At 38.3% G+C, this 18,497-nt stretch carries 10 protein-coding genes; 9 read left to right on the top strand and 1 reads right to left on the bottom strand.

All coding sequences use genetic code 11. From position 1 onward, the window contains the following. Positions 1 to 7: 7 nt before the first annotated feature. From smc to QUE18_RS09830, 9 genes are all read left to right on the top strand, one after another. A complete protein-coding gene (smc, locus tag QUE18_RS09870) occupies positions 8 to 3,565 on the top strand; it encodes a chromosome segregation protein SMC (protein ID WP_009203011.1) in 3,558 nt (1,185 codons plus the stop codon). 13 nt (positions 3,566 to 3,578) lie between these two features. After that, positions 3,579 to 4,514, top strand: a complete 936-nt coding sequence (gene ftsY, locus QUE18_RS09865) for a signal recognition particle-docking protein FtsY (protein WP_015530334.1) — start codon at positions 3,579 to 3,581, stop codon at positions 4,512 to 4,514. A gap of 1 nt (position 4,515) precedes the next feature. Then, positions 4,516 to 5,733: a threonine ammonia-lyase gene (gene ilvA, locus QUE18_RS09860; protein WP_009265131.1), complete on the top strand. Its 1,218-nt coding sequence runs from the start codon at positions 4,516 to 4,518 to the stop codon at positions 5,731 to 5,733. Positions 5,734 to 6,157: 424 nt separating this feature from the next. After that, on the top strand, positions 6,158 to 8,392 hold the full coding sequence (gene glgB, locus QUE18_RS09855) for a 1,4-alpha-glucan branching protein GlgB (RefSeq protein WP_009203010.1): 2,235 nt from the start codon (positions 6,158 to 6,160) through the stop codon (positions 8,390 to 8,392). A gap of 16 nt (positions 8,393 to 8,408) precedes the next feature. Further along, positions 8,409 to 9,593, top strand: coding sequence for a glucose-1-phosphate adenylyltransferase (locus QUE18_RS09850; RefSeq protein ID WP_008391584.1), 1,185 nt, complete (start codon positions 8,409 to 8,411; stop codon positions 9,591 to 9,593). A gap of 13 nt (positions 9,594 to 9,606) precedes the next feature. Next, a complete protein-coding gene (glgD, locus tag QUE18_RS09845) occupies positions 9,607 to 10,740 on the top strand; it encodes a glucose-1-phosphate adenylyltransferase subunit GlgD (RefSeq protein ID WP_008391576.1) in 1,134 nt (377 codons plus the stop codon). Next, entirely contained in the window at positions 10,733 to 12,178 is a 1,446-nt protein-coding gene (locus QUE18_RS09840) for a glycogen synthase (protein ID WP_008391575.1), read from the top strand. The genes glgD and QUE18_RS09840 overlap by 8 nt, the downstream gene beginning before the upstream one ends. 112 nt (positions 12,179 to 12,290) lie before the next feature. Further along, positions 12,291 to 14,732: a glycogen/starch/alpha-glucan phosphorylase gene (locus QUE18_RS09835; RefSeq protein ID WP_009203009.1), complete on the top strand. Its 2,442-nt coding sequence runs from the start codon at positions 12,291 to 12,293 to the stop codon at positions 14,730 to 14,732. A 27-nt stretch (positions 14,733 to 14,759) separates the two neighbouring features. After that, entirely contained in the window at positions 14,760 to 16,682 is a 1,923-nt protein-coding gene (locus QUE18_RS09830) for a glycoside hydrolase family 13 protein (protein ID WP_009203008.1), read from the top strand. Positions 16,683 to 16,776: 94 nt separating this feature from the next. Here the strand turns inward: QUE18_RS09830 and QUE18_RS09825 are convergent, their stop codons facing one another. Continuing rightward, complete coding sequence (locus QUE18_RS09825; RefSeq protein WP_009203007.1) at positions 16,777 to 18,459, bottom strand: Na/Pi cotransporter family protein; 1,683 nt, start codon at positions 18,457 to 18,459, stop codon at positions 16,777 to 16,779. Positions 18,460 to 18,497: the final 38 nt, after the last annotated feature.

The raw sequence follows: 18,497 nt of genomic DNA, 5'->3' as shown, positions 1-18,497 counted from the left end.
GGTGGACATGTATTTAAAAAGTATTGAGGTCAATGGCTTTAAATCTTTTGCCCATAAAATGATCTTTAAATTTGAACATGGGATCACAGGAATCGTAGGTCCAAATGGAAGTGGAAAGAGTAACGTTGCAGATGCTGTTCGATGGGTGCTTGGAGAACAAAGAGCAAAACAGCTTCGTGGTTCTAGAATGGAAGATGTTATTTTTTCGGGGACAGAGCTTCGAAAGCCGATGGGATCTGCTTATGTTGCGATCACATTAGATAACAGTGACCATAGTCTGCCAATCCAGTTTGAAGAAGTAACAGTTGCCAGAAGAGTCTATCGTTCTGGGGAAAGTGAATATTTGATCAACGGAAGTGCCTGCCGAAGAAAGGATATTGTAGAACTTTTTTTTGATACAGGAATCGGAAAAGAGGGATATTCGATCATCGGACAGGGACAGATCGAACAGATCTTAAGTGGAAAACCGGAAGAGAGAAGAGAATTATTTGATGAAGCAGCAGGAATTGTTAAATACAAGAAAAACAAGCTGGAAACACAAAAATCTTTGGAAATCGAACGTGAGAATCTGGTACGAGTTACAGATATCTTAACGGAATTGGAACGTCAGGTTGGACCGCTTAAGAAACAGTCAGAACGTGCGAGAGAATATCTGTTGTTAAGAGATCAGTTGAAAGATGAAGATGTGAAGTTGTTCCTGCTTGAGAATCAGAATCTTGAGAAGGAATTAAAAGAGCTGGATGAAAAGATAGAAATCGCTCAGCGGGAGATCAATGAGGCAAATCAGACACTTGCCAAAGCAAAAGAGAAATACGGAAAACAAGAAGAGTTTTTGGATCATTTAAAACAGGAAATCGAAACGATCACTGCTCATATTTCTGAAATGAAGCTTACAAAGCAGAAAAAAGAAGGAAAGATTCAGGTTTTAAATGAACAGATCAATACAGAACATATGCGTGAGAGTATGTATCTGGAGTCTAAGGATAAGCTGTATAAAGATCTGAATGAAAAGAAAGCACAGTTAAAGAGATTTGAGGCAGAGACAGAAGAAATTCGTAAGGAATATGAATCTGTCATGGAACAAAAGATACAAAAAGAAAGCGAAGTTGCATTGTATCAGAAGCAGATTCAGGATCTGGAGAGAGAACAAGAAGAGATTGAAATCCGAGTGAATGCTGTCAGAGAAGGCCGTATGCGGGTGGCTGGAGCGATTGAGCGTTCCCAGACTGTGAAAGAACAGCTAAATGTCCGGATCATAGGACTGGATCATCAGATAGAAGAAATAAAACGGCAGATCAATGATCAGGAAAAAGAAAAAGATTCTTCTAGTCAGAAGATCGAAGAGATCAATGAGAAGAAAAAACGATCTGAGATCGAATGTCATAATGCCAAGAGAATCGAAGAAACATTGATAGCGGAACGCCGTCAGATTCAGGAACAGATGGATCAGAAAAGAGAGAAATATCATAGAGTGCGTTCCAACTATGAAACAATGCGGAATATGGCAGAACGTTATGATGGATATGGATTCGGGATCAAGAAAGTGATGGAACAACAGGCCGTGACATCTGGGATCATTGGAGCTGTTGCGGATATCATTAAAGTGGAAGAAAAATACGAAACAGCGATCGAGACAGCTCTGGGTGGAAGTATTCAGAACATTGTAACGGATACGCAGAAAACAGCGAAGAAGATGATCGAATATCTGAAGAAGAATCGTTATGGAAGAGTTACGTTTTTGCCGCTGGATGCAGTGAAGGGAAAAGAATTTGCAAGGAAAGAAATTCTTTTAGAACCAGGGGTGATCGGGGCAGCCAATCAACTTGTGATCTATGATGAAGTATATAAGGATTTATTTGCATCACTGCTTGGACAGATTCTTGTTGTAAAAGATATGGATGCAGGAATTAAAATTGCAAATAAATATCATCACAGTGTAAGGATCGTAACGCTTGATGGGGATTCTTTAAACCGAGGCGGTGCAATGTCTGGAGGTGCTTTTAAGAATAAGAGCAATCTGCTTGGAAGATCCAGAGAAGTTGAAGAATTAAAGAAGAAGCTGGATCGATGGACGAAAGCAATCACAGAAGATGAAGAAAAATATCATGAAAATGAAAAAAAACTCAAAGAATATCAGCAAAATATGATAGACTTAGAGAAAGAGATGCAAGAAATCTCTTTGGAATTAAATACACAGCAGATGTCACAATCTGCGATCAAGCGAAGAAAAGAAGAGCTTGATAATAGGCACGAACAGTTAAGTATACAGAGACAACAACTGGAAGAAGAATTAAGGAATGCGGAAGATGATGCTGACAGACTGCAAGATGAACAGGTAGATCTTGAAAGTGCAAATGAGCAGGATGAAGAAAGGATCAAGGAGATCAGTGAGATTCTTGAACATCTTAGAAAACATGCCGAACAGCATGCAATGGAAGTTTCCAAGGTTCATATGCAGTTAAGCAAAGAATCACAGAAGTTAGAATTTCAGGAGAATAATCAGGAGCGAGTAAGATCTGAGATCGAACATCTATCAGAAGAGGTTCAAGAAAATCAGAAAGATACTGGAAGTATCAATGAGAATGTAAAAGCATTAAAACAGCAGATTGGACATTTAAAAGAATCATGCGAAGCAATGGAACGAAAGATCATAGAAGATCAGAACAGGCATCAGAAGATGCAGGAAGAAGTGAAGGAGAAAGAAGTCCTTTATAAGGATATCCTTAAAGAACGCGAAGAGATGCTTGAACGTATCAGTGGATATGACAAAGAAATGTATCGTCTGGAGAGTCAGAGAGAGAATCGCAAAGGAAAGAAAAAAGAGCTTTTGGATTATATGTGGGAGAATTACGAGATCACATATCATCAGGCAAAACAGAGGATCGATCTGGATGAGACGCAGAGCCTTACAAAAGTTAAGGAAACGATCTCTGAGTTAAAAAATAAGATCAAGAACCTTGGACCAGTTAATATCAATGCAGTCGAAGATTATAAAGAAGTTTCCGAACGTTACGAATTTATGCAGAAACAGCATGAAGATATCGTGACAGCAGAAGCACATCTGACAGGTTTGATGGAAGAACTGGAAGATGCGATGCGCCGTCAGTTTAATGCAAAGTTTAAAGACATCAAACGAGTATTTCAGGAAGTATTCGTGGAATTATTTGGTGGTGGAGAAGCAAGATTGGAACTTACAGATGATGATGTATTAGAATCTGGAATCAGGATCATTGCACAGCCTCCAGGAAAGAAACTTCAGAATATGATGCAGTTATCAGGTGGAGAGAAAGCTTTAACAGCGATTTCATTATTATTTGCGATCCAGAATTTAAAACCATCTCCGTTTTGTCTCCTGGATGAGATTGAAGCGGCATTGGATGATTCAAATGTCACAAGATTTGCAAAGTATCTGCATAAACTTACAAAGGATACACAGTTTATCGTGATCACACATCGAAGAGGAACGATGATGGCAGCAGATGTTTTATATGGGATCACGATGCAGGAAAAAGGTATTTCAACTCAGGTTTCTGTAAATTTGATCGAGAATGATTTAGATGAATAAAAGGAGAATGGCTATGTCAGAGAAAAAAGGATTTTTTAAAAGACTTGCACAGGGATTAAGTAAAACAAGAGATAATATTGCCTCAAGTTTTGACTCTATTTTCAGCGGATTTTCTGGAATAGATGAGGATTTTTATGAAGAGCTGGAAGAGATTTTGATCATGAGTGATATGGGAATTGATACAACAATGAATATCATTGAAGATCTGAAGAAAAAAGTAAAAGAAAATAAGATCAAAGAGCCGGAAGAATGCCGACAGCTTTTGATTGATTCTATTAAGGATCAGATGAGACTGGAAGATAGTGCTTATGATTTTATTGATAAAAAGAGTGTCGTTCTTGTCATTGGAGTAAATGGTGTAGGAAAAACAACATCTGTTGGAAAACTTGCAGCATCATTAAAAGGACAAGGAAAAAAAGTATTACTGGCAGCTGCGGATACATTCCGTGCTGGAGCGATCGAACAGCTCAAAGAATGGTCAAATCGTGCTGGGGTTGATATCATCAGTCAAGCAGAGGGTGCAGATCCTGCGGCTGTTGTATATGATGCGGTAGCAGCAGCAAAAGCAAGAGATGTCGATGTGTTGTTATGTGATACAGCAGGACGACTTCATAATAAGAAGAATCTGATGAATGAGTTAAGCAAGATCAATCGTATCATCCAAAAAGAATACAGTGAAGCTTATTTAGAGACACTGATCGTCTTAGATGGAACAACTGGACAAAATGCCATGGCACAGGCAAAACAGTTTAAAGAAGCAACAGACATTTCAGGAATTATTTTGACGAAATTAGATGGAACAGCAAAAGGCGGAATCGCGATCGCAATCCAGTCAGAACTTGGAATTCCAGTAAAATACATTGGTATTGGGGAACAGGTTGATGATCTTCAGAGATTTGATCCAGATATGTTTGTCAATGCATTATTCGAAAAAGGAGAAGAAAATTAAAATGTTAGAACTAAAAGATTTTGAAGCTGCATATAATAAAGTGCAGGAGGTTGTCCTTCCTACCAAGCTGATCAAAAGTGATTATTTTTCAGATCAGACAGGAAACGATGTTTATCTAAAACCTGAGAACATGCAGTTGACTGGAGCTTACAAGATCCGTGGTGCATATTACAAGATCAGTACATTATCTGAAGAAGAAAAAGCAAAAGGATTGATCACAGCATCTGCTGGAAACCATGCACAGGGTGTTGCATTGGCAGCAGCAAGACAGGGAGTCAAAGCAACGATCGTTATGCCAACAACCACTCCACTGTTAAAGGTTAACAGAACAAAAGATCTTGGAGCAGAAGTGATCCTTCATGGAGATGTTTATGATGAAGCATGTGCACACGCATTAGACCTTGCAGCAGAACATGGATATACATTTGTTCATCCATTTGATGACCCAACGGTTGCAACAGGGCAGGGAACGATCGCAATGGATATCTTTAAAGAACTTCCAACCGTAGATTACATCCTTGTACCAATCGGTGGAGGCGGACTTGCAACAGGTGTTTCAACACTTGCCAAACTGTTAAATCCAAAGATTAAAGTGATCGGTGTAGAACCAGCAGGAGCAGCATGTATGAAAGCTTCATTAGAAGCAGGAAAAGTAGTGTCATGTGATCATGTCAGCACGATCGCAGATGGTACAGCAGTACAGACACCAGGAAAGATCATTTTTCCATATATTCAGGAAAACCTTGATGATATCATCACAGTAGAAGATGAAGAACTGATCCCATGTTTCTTAGACTTGTTAGAAAATCACAAGATGTTAGCAGAAAACTCTGGATTACTAACAATTGCAGCATTAAAACATCTGGATGTTAAGAATAAGAAAGTAGTTTCTATCATCAGTGGTGGAAATATGGATGTCATTACGATCGCATCTTTAGTACAGCATGGATTGATCATGAGAGATCGAATCTTTACGGTATCTGTATTCCTTCCAGACAAACCAGGAGAGTTAAATAAAGTTTCTGATGTGATCGCAGATGCACAGGGAAATATTATCAAACTAGAGCATAACCAGTTCGTAAGTATCAACAGAAATAGTGCGGTAGAACTTACGATCACAATGGAAGCATTCGGTACAGAACATAAAAATAAGATCATTAAATCCTTGAAAAAAGCAGGATATGATCCTAAAATGAGAAATTCTACATCTGTATATTAAATTGCTTGGATGAATTTCACAATATGGATATAAATAGTGCATTAAATGTTGTACAATTTGTTGAAATATATGAAAAGATTTGGTATAATAAAGTTAGTGAAACAAACACTTTTTGAACAGCAGATAAACAACCAGAAAGTGGACTAGAAACGAAAGATATTTACAGTACATTGTTCTTTGAATATGAAAATATCTTGTAAGATGACAACGTGTCACATTTTTATTATACCTATAGAAATTAAAGATATGACTATAAAAGCGTAAATAAGCCATTTGCAAGAAGATTGTTCGTGGTTGTTTACGCTTTTTTATTTTATTAGACTTTTTAGTTTCACAAAGAAGTCTTATAAGATAAGATTTTCTGTAAGTGTGGGATTCAATCACAAGAATTCTTTGTTTTGAAGTTTTAAGGAGGAGTTATACTATGAATGAAACTATCAATCGTGAGGATTTGTATTTGTTTCAGACGGGAAAGGCAAGGCAGGCATACCTGACATTTGGATGCCATTATCAGAAGAAGACAAAGACTCACAGATTTACTGTTTGGGCTCCAAATGCAAAGTCAGTCAGTGTCGTAGGTGATTTCAATTTCTGGAATCCTCTTGCGCATCCGATGAAAGGTGACAAAGACGGGATCTATACGATCGAGATTGAAGGACTGAAGAAAGGTGATCTGTATAAATATCATGTAGAAGGCTATGATGGAATCTGCAGATATAAGAGTGATCCTTTTGCATTTTATGCAGAATGCAGACCAGATACAGCTTCGAAAGTCTGGGATTTCGATGATTTTAAATGGTCTGATAAACGTTTTATCAATCAGAGGAAGAAACGCCAGGCATTAGATCAGCCAATGTCTATCTATGAGCTGCATCTTGGAACATGGAGAATGCCGCAGGAAGAAGAGAGAGAATTTTATAATTATCGTGAGATTGCGGACATGCTGATTCCTTATCTTGGAGAGATGGGATATACACATGTTGAACTGATGCCGATCACAGAATATCCATATGATCTTTCTTGGGGATATCAGGTAACAGGATATTACGGTGTAACATCAAGATATGGAACACCAGAAGATTTCAATTATATGATCAATGAGTTACATAAAGCAGGGATCAGTGTCATCCTTGACTGGGTCCCAGCACATTTTCCAAGAGATGAACATGGACTGGCAATGTTTGATGGAACGCATATTTATGATCATGAGGATCCAAGGAAGGGAAGCCAGCCTGACTGGGGAACTTTATTATTTAACTATGGGAAACCAGAAGTACAGAGCTTCTTGATCTCAAGTGCGATGTTCTTTGCAGATATTTATCATATCGATGGAATTCGTATTGATGCTGTATCTGCAATGCTATATCTTGACTTTGGGAAACAGGAAGGAGAATATGTGCCGAATGAAGATGGAACCAATATCAACTATGAAGCAGTTGATTTCCTTCGCAATCTAAACGAAGCACTTCGTACAACACATGAGGGATTCTTGACGATCGCAGAAGAATCAACAGCATATCCAAAGGTAACAAGTGATGTTGATGATCCGGAAGGACTAGGATTTGTTTACAAGTGGAATATGGGATATATGCATGATACTCTTTACTATATGGAACTTGATCCATTGTATCGTAAGGATAATCATGGAGCGATCATTTTCTCTATGGATTATGCTTACAGTGAGAATTACATTCTTCCATATTCACATGATGAGGTTGTTCATGGCAAAGGTTCTATGATCAATAAGATGTATGGTGCATATGATGAGAAGTTTGCTTCACTGCGAACATTATATGGATTTACCATGGCACATCCAGGAAAGAAATTATTATTTATGGGTGGAGAATTCGCCCAATTTGTAGAATGGAGAGACAAAGAACAGCTTGACTGGTTCTTGATCGATCAGTATGAGATGCATGATTCTTTCCACAAATATGTAGCTAAACTAAATGAGATTTACAAATCTGAACCGGCATTATATGAATTAGATCAGGATCCAGCAGGATTTGAATGGTGCTTGCAACGTGATGCAGACCACAGTGTTGTAGCATTTATACGAAAGAATAAGAAGGGCAGAGGAAGAAAACAACAACAGATTCTTTGTGTCTGCAATTTTACACCGATGGAATGGGATAAATACAAGGTTCCATTACCAAAGAAATCAAAACTTACGAAGATCTTAGACAGCAGTGAGCTTGATTTTGGTGGAGATGGAGATGTTTCCGAATCTAAAGTTTCAACGAAGAAGGTGAAAGTACCATCTGAAGGAAAGAAAGCTGTTTACCAACAGGCAGCAGAAATTTCCTTAAAACCACTAAGTGTTGTTTACTATAAGATCGAGGAAGTGGAGACAAAACCACGAAAGAGTGCAGCAAAGAAGGCAGAGCCGGCAAAGAAAGCCACTGCAAAGAAAGCAGAGCCAGCAAAGAAGGCAGCACAGGAGAAGAAAACAGAAGCTGTGAAGAAAACAGTAGAGAAAAAGCTGGAAGTTACAAAGAAAGTAACAAAAGAAGAGGCGCCGGAGACTAAGAAAGACACTCCAAAAAAAGAAGATATAAAGGTAACAAAGCAAACAACAGAGAAAGAAGAGGAACAGCCAAAAAAAAGAACAAGCAAGACAAGAAGAACAAAAAAGAATAATGATCAAGGTGTAAAATAAAGGAGGACAAAGAGCTATGATTAACAAAAAAGAAATCGTTGCGATGCTGCTTGCAGGGGGACAAGGAAGCAGATTGTTCGCATTAACTCAGAAGAAAGCAAAACCAGCCGTATCCTATGGTGGAAAATATAAGATCATTGACTTCCCACTGTCAAACTGTACAAACTCAGGAATTGACACAGTCGGAGTTTTAACACAGTATGAACCACTGGAGTTAAATGCATATATTGGTACTGGAGGATTCTGGGATCTTGACAGCTTAAACGGAGGTGCTTATGTTTTACCTCCATATATGAAGGGAGAAACAGGTAACTGGTACCGTGGAACGGCAGATGCGATTTATCAGAACATCAATTTCATTGATAATTTTGATCCAGATCATATCATTGTATTATCTGGTGACCAGATCTGTACCATGGATTATGACAAGATGCTTCAGTATCATAAAGAGAAAGGTGCAGATTGTACGATCTCAGTTCTGAATGTAACTTATGAAGAAGCAAAACGTTTTGGAATCATGAATACAGATGAAGATGAACGTATTTATGAATTCGAAGAAAAACCAGCAGAACCAAAGAGTACAAAAGCTTCTATGGGTATCTATATCTTTAAATGGAAACTGATCCGTCAGTATCTGATCGATGATGGAAATGATCCAGAGTCAGAACACGATTTTGGTAAGAACATTATTCCAAGAATGTTAGAAGATGGAAGAAAGATGTATGCTTACTCATTTGATGGATACTGGAGAGATGTAGGAACGATCGACAGTTTATGGGAAGCTAATATGGAACTTCTGGATGAAAATCCTCAGATTGACTTAAATGATGATAAGATGAGAATCTACACAAGAAACTTCTCATTACCTCCTCATTATATAGCACCAGGTGCATCTGTTAAGAATTCTATTCTTGCCGATGGATGTGTTATTGAAGGTGAAGTAGAGAACTGTGTCATCCATTCTGGTGTTAAGATCGGAAAAGGCAGTGTAGTTAAGAACAGTGTGATCATGAAAGATACTGTTGTAAGAACAGACTGTCAGATCGACAAAGCACTGATCGATGAAGAAGTAGTCATCGAGCAGGGATGCAAGGTTGGAGAAGGAAATAATGTAACTGTAATCGGATATCATTGTGTTGCATTAGAGAATGCGACTGTTGAAGACGGAGCAATGATCTACCCAGATACCATCTTACACTAGGAGGATTGAAGATATGGATAAACAGATGTTAGGTATTATCAATGCAGGAGAAGAAAATAGAAAATTAAAAGACCTTGTACGCTCCAGAAGTTTATCAGCACTTCCGGTTGGTGGACGTTATCGTACAGTTGACTTTATGTTAAGTAACATGGTAAATGCAGGGATTAAGAATGTAGGATTATTAACAAGAAGAAATTACGATTCACTGTTGAGCCATGTGAATTCAGGAAAAGACTGGGGATTAAACAAAAAACGTGGAGGATTATATATCTTCCCACCATATATTAATGATGCATCTCCATCCGGAGAATACGCAAGTGTTATGGATGGACTTCGTGGAACACTTGGATTTTTAAAGAAAGCAAAAGAAAAATATGTATTATTAGGACGTTCTTATGTGATCTGTAATGCAGATTTTCAGGATATGTTAGATAAACATATCAAATCAGGAGCAGATATCACACTGATGTATTTTGATAACAGTGATGATTCAACAAACTGCGATTATGATGGTGTTTATTTAAAAACAGATGAAGACGATAAAGTTCTTGATATGTGCTATTCTGAAGGAAAACATCGTTCAAATAAGAAGAGCATGGATGCTTATATCATGAAGACAACATTATTGATCGATTTTATTGAGACAGCGATCGCACATAATAAGAAACACTTTTTCTTTGATGTTATCGTTCCAAACTTCGATCGTCTTGTAATTCAGGGATATGAATATAAAGGATATGTAGGATGTATTACATCTTTAGAAGCATATTACAATGTAAATATGGATATGTTAAAACCAGATGTTTACAAAGAATTATTCTTGGGTAATAGAAGAATTTACACAAAATCTGCCGATGGAGCACCAGCAAAATACGGACCAAATGCGAAAGTCAGCAACAGCCTGATCAGTAGTGGATGTGAGATTGATGGTGAAGTTGAAAACTCTGTCATCTTCCGTGGATCACAGATTGCAGAGGGAGCTGTGATCAAGAATTCTGTTGTTATGGCAGAAGGATTTATCGCACCACAGGCAGAGATCAACCATACAATTTTAGACCGACACGTAAAAGTTTATTCAAATGCACACTTATCAGGATCATCAAACCATCCAGTATTTATTCCGAAAGGAGCAAGTGTTAATGAGTAATAACAATTCACTGAAAGTGCTGCTTGCAGGGGCAGAGTGTGCACCATTTGTGAAGCTTGGAGGGCTAGCGGATGTTATGGGAACCCTTCCAAAGGAATTGAATCAGATCGGTGCGGATGCCCGTGTGATCATGCCGTTTCATAGTCAGATGAAAGGGAAATATGGCGCACAGACAAGACATCTGGCAGATTTCAACATCAATTTTAGTGGTGGGGAAACATATGTAGGTGTAGAAGAACTGGTTTATAATGAAGTTACATATTATCTGATCGATAATGAAGGATTTTTTGGTGATGCGGTATATCGTGGTGGACTTGCAGAAGGAGAGCAGTATGCGTTCTTCTGCCGTGCAGTGATCGAAGCAGCAAGCCGTATTGGATTTATTCCAGACGTCATCCATTGCAATGACTGGCAGACAGGTCTGATCCCTATCTTACTCCGCACACAGTACGGACATTGGGATATTGGACATGCAAAGACGATCTTTACGATCCATAATATGATGTATCAAGGAGAATTTGGTTTCGATCAGTTTGAACATTGGTTAGGAATCGATCCAAAGTATGACACACCAGAATTTATGCATAACTATGAATGTGCAAGTTTCATGAAAGCAGCACTTGTGTTTGCAGATCGTTTAAGCACAGTAAGTCCAACTTATGCACAGGAGATTCGTGATCCAGCATTTGCATACCGTCAGGAAGGTATCTTAAATGCGAGAGCAGGAGATACATGGGGAATCTTAAATGGAATGAATCAGGAAGAATTTAATCCAGAGACAGATCCATTGATTCCATATCATTTTAACAAAGATGATCTTTCTGGAAAGAAGAAAGATAAACAGGAACTGATCAAGGCTCTTGGATTATCGATCACACCAGGAGTTCCGATCATCGGTATGGTTACAAGATTAACAGAGCAGAAAGGTCTGGATCTTGTGAAATACATGTTGGATGAGATCATGTGTACAGAGAATGTCGCATTTGTCATTCTCGGAACGGGTGATTATGAATATGAGGAATTTTTCCGTTACATGGAAGAAAAATACAAAGGAAGAGTATGCTCATATATCGCATATGATAATGCAGTTGCACACCAGATTTATGCAGGAAGTGATCTCTTCTTAATGCCATCCAAATTTGAACCATGTGGAATCTCTCAGATGATCGCACTTCGTTATGGAACACTTCCAATCGTACGTGAGACAGGTGGACTTCGTGATACAGTACAAAGTTACAATGAATACGAGGACACAGGAAATGGATTCTCATTTGCAAACTACAATGCACATGAGATGCTGGGAGCAATCCGTTATGCATTACAGACATTGCAGAGTCCAAAGAGAAAACATGGATTGATCCAAAGAGCGATGGAATCCGATAACAGTTTTGCAAAATCTGCAAAGATTTATCTTGATATGTATAATAGTGTATTATAAATTCAAAAGAAGAATGGGCATCTTATTTTAAGATGCCCATTCTTCATAAAGACAAAAAATGAGATAAATTTACAGGTCAAAGATAAAGACTAGAAAGGAGGCTTAGATCACAATGGACTATATGGACAGCAATAAGATCGGACAACGGATTGAGAATAAATTAATTCATGCACTTGGAAGAACGATCAGTGAGGCAACAAATGATGAGATCTATAAGGCAGCAGCGGAGTGTATCAGGGATGATATCATGATATCCTGGGCAGACAGCAGAAAAAGGATACAAGAGCAAGGAGTTAAGAAACTTTACTATATGTCAGCCGAATTTTTGATGGGAAGGGCATTTTCTAATAATCTGATCAATCAAGGATTATATGAGGCATATCGGGAAGCATTCTGGGAGATGGGACTTGATTTTGATAAGATCACGGATGAAGAAAATGATGCAGGACTTGGAAATGGAGGACTAGGACGACTGGCAGCATGTTTTTTGGATTCACTTTCTACGATGGAACTTCCAGTACTCGGATGCGGGATCCGATATGAATATGGAATGTTTCGTCAGAAAATTGTAGATGGAACGCAGATTGAGATGGAAGATGACTGGTTAAGAGATGGAAATGTTTGGGAGATCGAGCGCCCGGAATTAAGTGTGGAAGTACATTTTAATGGAACGATTCAAGAAAACTGGACAGAGAATGGATTAAAGATTGAACATAAAGATTATAATACCGTCATTGCAGTCCCATATGATGTACCGATCATTGGATACAAGACTAAGACGCCAGCAACTCTTCGTCTGTGGAGTGCCAGAAGCAAGCGGCGGTTCGATTTTCATTCGTTTAATGAAGGAATCTATGATAAAGCGATGGCAGACCAGACATTTGCAGAAGCAATCTCGAAAGTCTTATATCCGTCAGATGATCATATGCAGGGTAAAATGCTGCGTTTAAAACAGTTTTATTTTCTGGCATCTGCAACGATGCAGTCGATGATCAAGAGACATAAAGCAGTATTTGATGATCTGAACTCCTTGCCAGAACATGTTGTCATTCAGATCAATGAGACACATCCGGCATTGGCGATGCCAGAACTTATGAGGATCTTGATGGATGAAGAAGATTTTGGATGGGATGAGGCATATGGTATGGTCAAGAAGATATTTCATTATACGAATCATACGATCATGACAGAAGCAATGGAATGTTGGGATGAGAATATGTTTCGTTTACTGCTTCCAAGAATCTATCAGATCATTTGCGCGATCAATGAGAAATACTGTCAGAAACTTTCCGTATATTACAGCAAGGAAGAAGAAAAGATCGCACAGATGGCAGTGATCGGAAACAATGAGATCCGCATGGCAAACCTATGCGTAGCTCTTTGCCGCAGGATCAATGGTGTTTCAAATCTTCACGCTGATATTTTAAAAACGAGGATTTTTAAAGGATCTTATCAGATCTTTCCACAAAAATATCTTGCGATCACAAATGGGATCACACACAGACGCTGGTTAGCACTGGCCAATCAGGGGCTATATCATCTGGTAAGAGAGTATGTGAAAGGGGATATTTTAAAGGATTACCGTCTGTTTGAACAGATCCTTCCATATAAAGATGACAAAGAATTTTGTAAAAAATATGAGAAGGTCAAACGAAATAATAAGATCCGTTTTGCAAAGTATATCAAAGAAAAGCAAGGGATCGAAGTGAACCCAGAATCTATTTTTGATGTTCATTGCAAACGTTTGCATGAGTATAAACGACAGCTGTTAAAATGTCTGCATATCATTTATATATATCAGAAGATCAAAAAAGATCCAGTATGTATTACAACACCGATCACATTTATTTTTGCGGCGAAAGCAGCACCGGGATATGCTAGGGCAAAAGAGATCATAAGGCTGATCCATTCCATTCAGGAAATGGTGAATAAAGATCCAGATATGGACGGAAAGATTCAGGTGGTTTTCGTAGAAAATTATTGTGTATCGGTTGCGGAGATGCTGATTCCGGCAGCAGATATCAGTGAGCAGATTTCTACCGCAGGAATGGAAGCATCTGGAACAGGAAATATGAAATTTATGATGAATGGTGCATTGACGATCGGCACTATGGATGGAGCCAATATAGAGATCGCAGAGCGTGTAGGTCAGGAGAATATCTTTATTTTCGGAGACAGCGCTGAGGGTAATTACAATAAAAAAATGTACCATACATACAATCCAGGGATTATTTTCGAGAATCATCCAGGAATCCGTGATGTATGTAATTGTCTGATCGAAGGAAATCTGTTACGATACGGAAACAGAAAATATTCAGAGATTTACCAGAATCTTTTATTTGGGGAATATGGAGAGGCAGATCCATATTACATACTTGCAGATTTTCCGTCTTATATCGAAACATATGAAAAAGTATATCGTTTGTATGTCGATCATAAGGATGAATGGATCAAAAAAGTAGTTGTTAATACAGCAAAATCCGGATATTTTTCATCAGACCGAACGATTGAACAATATAATGAAAAAATCTGGAATCTGAAACCAGTAAAATAAGAGTTACAAAAAAGATGAGATTAAATTATGATTCATAACGCGTCAGTAGAAAAATACAGAACTCCCGTAGGTGCAGTCACATGTGGAAGCGAGATGATGATCCGCCTGTATGATGTAGGGCAGGAAGTCAATAAGGCAGAGATCATCATGTATTCTGAAAGTTTTCACCGGGAGTATGAGATGAAACGAAAAAAAGACTGCATGGAAGAACACATAAAGATGACCAGTGAAGCAGGTGTTGTCTGGTATTATTTCAGAATCTGGGAACATGGGAAATGTTATTTTTATGGAGCCAGACATGGGAAGACACAAGGAGAAGGAATGATCGTTGATGACAACCCGGATAGTTTTCAGATTACCGTATATGAAGGAGATTTCGATACCCCAAGGTGGATGTCAAAAGGAATCATGTATCAGATTTTCCCAGATCGTTTCTGTCAGGGAAACAAAGAAAATATGAAACGTGGGAAAGCATATCATGAAAGTATGGGAAGAACGGTCTATCTGCATGATGACTGGGAAGAACAGCCAGTATTTGGACCACTTCCAGGAAAAGAATTTTATGATCCATGTGATTATTTTGGTGGAGATATTGAGGGAATCATATCCAAACTTGATGATCTGAAACGATTGGGGATCAGTTGTATTTATCTGAATCCGATTGGAGAAGCAGCATCAAACCACCGCTATAATACATCAGATTATAAGAAAGTCGATCCATTCCTTGGAAATAACGAAGATTTTAAGCGGCTATGCCAGCTTGCAAAAGAACGCAGGATTCATGTGATCTTGGATGGGGTATATTCCCACACTGGGGATGATAGTGTCTATTTTAACAAAAAGGGAAATTACGAAGAACCAGGGGCATATCAAGGGGAAGAGTCAAAGTACTATGATTGGTATGACTTTAACGAAGATGGAACTTATAAGAGCTGGTGGGGGTTTGAAACACTGCCGGAAGTCAATGAATTAAATGAAAAGTTTGTTGATTACATTATCACAGGAGAAGATTCGGTGATCAAACATTGGTTAAAACTTGGAGCATCAGGATTCCGTCTGGATGTTGCAGACGAACTTCCAGATGAATTTATCTTTAAATTGCGAAGTGAATTAAAGAAGAAATTCAAGAATTATACACTGATCGGTGAGGTATGGGAAGATGTCACAACCAAAGAAAGTTACGGAACGAAACGTAAATATGCTTTGGGTAAAGGCTTAGACAGCGCAATGAACTATCCGCTGAAAGTCAACGTTACAGATTATTTACTCGGTAATCAAAGTGCCAAAGATATGAAGACATTCTTGATATCCCAGCAGTGTAATTATCCAAAACCATTGTATTATGCACTGATGAACCTGTTATCTTCTCATGATATTCCAAGAATTCGGACAACACTTGCAACTGGAATGAATGAGAATCTGCCATCGAGAGAGCAGCAGGCAGAATATGTTATAACATCAAAGATGGATCAGAAAGGAAAAGCACTCACAAGACTTGCAATGGCAGTTCAGTTCTTTGTCCCAGGAATGCCATGCATTTATTATGGAGACGAATATGGAATGCATGGACTGATGGACCCATTTAACCGAGGAGCATTTTTTGAAAATGACAAAGAAACCTATCAGGAAGTTTTGAGACTGACTAGCCTTAGAAACCGTGAAAAAGTCTTACAGACAGGATATGCATTATATATGGCACCGACTGAAAATGTCCTTGCGATCTTAAGATTTATCAGCGAGAAAAAAGATGTCTTTGGAGAAGCAAGTGAGAACAAAGCAATATTACTTCTCGTCAATCCGACGATGAAAAAAGAAGAGATCAATCTAGATCTCAACAAGGTCAAAGAAGGGGTCAATGAGAATGCATTACAGGCGCTGTTAAAGAACTTGAGCAACGCTGTGATCAAGACAAATGTAGCACCTATAGATTATAAAGTGATAGAGTTATAAAAGAAAAAAAGAAAAAGGATCTGCAGATCAAAGATACATAAAGTATCAAAAGGGTTTGCAGATCCTTTTCTTATATTCTAGGTTCAACTCAAATTTAATTTTTAGCAGTGAGGGCTTCATTCTCAGCAGCAAGTATTTCATCTTCATCTTCATCACTCATGGAATAAGCAATATTCACACTATGATCAGCAATACGCTCTAATTCAGAAAGCATATCGGAGAACAATAAACCAGCTCTTGGCTCACATTCGCCTTTGGCAAGACGTTTGATATGGTGTTTTTGATATCTGCGTTCCATTTTGTCAATCGAAGCTTCCAGAATTGCAATCTCAGCAAGCTTTTCTTCAGGTTTGTTGACACCATCTTGTTCCATGAAACACTCCAGGGAAAGTTTTAACAGTTTGGAAACAGCAGTGTACATCTTTTTGATTTCTTCTTTTGCATCTCCAGTAAGTCCAGTGTTATGTTTGATCTCTGTTTTTGTAAAATCAGCAAAATTTTCTGCGTGATCACCGATACGTTCGATATCATTAACAACATAAAACATGGAACCCAAGATCTTCTGATCGGCTAAAGGCAGTGATAGCTGGTTGGACTTTACCAGATAATCAGTGATCGCATGACTGACATTATTGATATCTTCCTCGCGATGATAGATTTTATCAACAAATTCATCGGATTGATTTAGAAATCCGTGGATGGCATGGTCTAAATTCTCCTGTGCCATATTAGCCATACGTCTTAACTCATTCTTCGCCTGAGGGATCATTGTTGCAGGAGATTTTAAGGAAATCTCTGTAATATACTGCAGTTCATTATGGTGAACTTTTTCATCTTTTCCACGGATGATCTTCTCTGTTAATGCAACAACTAAAGGTGTACATGGGAACATAAATAATACTTCAATGATCTTAAATGTTGTATGAGCATTTGCAACACTTCGTCCAAGATTTCCACCGGAAATACTTAAGAAAAAGTTTGTGATAGGAGTAAGTGCAAAGCTAAGTCCTGTAAAGATGATGATACTTCCAAATACATTAAATAAGAAATGGATCATCGCAGCACGTTTTGCACCTTTGTTACCACTTAAGCTGGCAAGCAATGCGGACACACAAGATCCCATATTACATCCAAGAATAATAAAGAAGCAGATTGGAAGATGTAATAATCCCTGAGATGCCATCAAAAGAACGATACTTACAGTAACAGAAGAACTCTGTAAGATCGCAGTCATGATAAATCCAAATAAAACACCAAGGAAATGGTTATCCAGCGTCTGAAGGTAAGATGTGATCAAAGGTGAATCCCTTAACACAGACATAGCACTTGACATGGAAGTTAATCCCATAAATAAAACACCAAATCCAAGAATAACTTCTCCCACTTTCTGAACGGTAGGATTATTTATAAATAATACCATAATAACACCCGCCATTAAAAAGACAGGGGCAATCTCAGAAAGGTTAAAAGAAACAAGCTGGGAAGTAACAGTAGTACCAATGTTAGCACCAAGGATAACTCCAGCAGCCTGAGACAGGTTCATAAGCCCTGCATTTACAAAGCTGACTACCATAACAGTAGCAGCACTAGAGGACTGAATAACAGCGGTAAAAAAGATTCCGACTAACATACCCGTTAAACGGTTTGTAGTAAATATTTCAAGAATCCGGCGAAGCTTCGCACCGGCAGCTTTCTCAAGTCCATCGCTCATCAGTTTCATCCCATAAAGAAAGAGGCCAAGGCCTCCCATCAGAGCAAGTATGATAGTATAGTTCATACGATAGTTCTCCTTCTTAACAATAACTTAACATAAAC

It is taken from the genome of Anaerostipes hadrus ATCC 29173 = JCM 17467 (genome assembly GCF_030296915.1).
GTDB classification, from domain to species: Bacteria; Bacillota; Clostridia; order Lachnospirales; family Lachnospiraceae; genus Anaerostipes; species Anaerostipes hadrus.
Note: the sequence above shows the minus strand (reverse complement) of the source record. Positions and strands in the feature narration are given on the sequence as shown.

What these genes read in the sequence shown, in the direction of transcription:
- smc (WP_009203011.1), top strand. Translation starts at nt 8, where the DNA reads ATGTATTTAAAAAGTATTGAGGTCAATGGCTTTAAATCTTTTGCCCAT.
- ftsY (WP_015530334.1), top strand. Translation starts at nt 3,579, where the DNA reads ATGTCAGAGAAAAAAGGATTTTTTAAAAGACTTGCACAGGGATTAAGT.
- ilvA (WP_009265131.1), top strand. Translation starts at nt 4,516, where the DNA reads ATGTTAGAACTAAAAGATTTTGAAGCTGCATATAATAAAGTGCAGGAG.
- glgB (WP_009203010.1), top strand. Translation starts at nt 6,158, where the DNA reads ATGAATGAAACTATCAATCGTGAGGATTTGTATTTGTTTCAGACGGGA.
- QUE18_RS09850 (WP_008391584.1), top strand. Translation starts at nt 8,409, where the DNA reads ATGATTAACAAAAAAGAAATCGTTGCGATGCTGCTTGCAGGGGGACAA.
- glgD (WP_008391576.1), top strand. Translation starts at nt 9,607, where the DNA reads ATGGATAAACAGATGTTAGGTATTATCAATGCAGGAGAAGAAAATAGA.
- QUE18_RS09840 (WP_008391575.1), top strand. Translation starts at nt 10,733, where the DNA reads ATGAGTAATAACAATTCACTGAAAGTGCTGCTTGCAGGGGCAGAGTGT.
- QUE18_RS09835 (WP_009203009.1), top strand. Translation starts at nt 12,291, where the DNA reads ATGGACTATATGGACAGCAATAAGATCGGACAACGGATTGAGAATAAA.
- QUE18_RS09830 (WP_009203008.1), top strand. Translation starts at nt 14,760, where the DNA reads ATGATTCATAACGCGTCAGTAGAAAAATACAGAACTCCCGTAGGTGCA.
- QUE18_RS09825 (WP_009203007.1), bottom strand. Translation starts at nt 18,459, where the DNA reads ATGAACTATACTATCATACTTGCTCTGATGGGAGGCCTTGGCCTCTTT.